Below are 858 nucleotides of genomic sequence, written 5' to 3' on the forward strand. Positions count from 1 at the left end.
CAATTCGGGCCAGGCCCGACGCGCAATCTTGACGCTGTCGCTCCAACGCAGGTCGGGCGCTTCGATGCCGCAAAACCCGCAGGCAGCATTGACGGCCTGCTTATCGAAATTGCTGTGCTGGATGAGCTGGTGGCGGGTCAACAACGGCAGCAGCGCATCCAAAGCATCGGGAAATCGAGGAGCGTCCGCGACATGTGCGGGGCCGATACCGTGAAGCTGGATATTGAACGCGTCAAAACGGGTGCCGGGATTGACCAGCATCGAGAAGGTCTGGATCTGATTGTCAGGCTGCACGCAAGCAATGCCGATCTGGCAAATGCTGGCGGCATCGCTGCACGCGGTTTCCACATCAAGCGCGATGAAGCGAAAATCACCTTCCGGCACACGGGGCGCGTGCGAAAAGTCGGGGCGTGAGGGCGGGGCGACATCGTTAGATACCTGCGCTTCCCGCTGATCGGCCTCGGCACGCGGTGATCTCGGTTGTTTTGGCGAACTGCCTGCAAGCCAGTCAAAAACTGCCATAAGGAAACCCTTCCCGAAAATACTGATCAACAGCTTAATACGGCCTCGACTGCCAAGTAATCCCCAATTCCTACCGGACAGCTGCCTTCAAATAAACGCCGTCATGCCCTTCAGTTGGATATGCTGCGGTAAGGACGGCCAAAAGCCGCCGCTGAGTAATTCGCACGCAAACGGCTGCTCTGAAGCGTTTCAGCTGAATATGTGCTCAAATGTCGATGGGCATGTAGCCTGCGCTGCGGGCATCCCTTGGGCTTACGCCGAAGTGCTTCTTGAACTCACGGCTGAAATGAGAGGGGTTGTCATAGCCGACACGGCGGGCGGCTTCGTTTACGGGTA

General features: G+C 57.7%; 2 protein-coding genes. Both read right to left on the bottom strand.

All coding sequences use genetic code 11. The annotated features are described in order from the left end of the window. Window positions 1-552: exonuclease domain-containing protein (locus DT23_RS19260; protein ID WP_276202230.1), on the bottom strand; the 552-nt coding region annotated here is incomplete at its 3' end. Window positions 553-727: 175 nt separating this feature from the next. Next, the coding region (locus tag DT23_RS19265; protein WP_156024008.1) for a helix-turn-helix domain-containing protein at window positions 728-858 on the bottom strand (131 nt) is incomplete at its 5' end.

This window comes from Thioclava indica, assembly GCF_000714545.1.
In the GTDB taxonomy this organism is placed as follows: Bacteria; Pseudomonadota; Alphaproteobacteria; order Rhodobacterales; family Rhodobacteraceae; genus Thioclava; species Thioclava indica.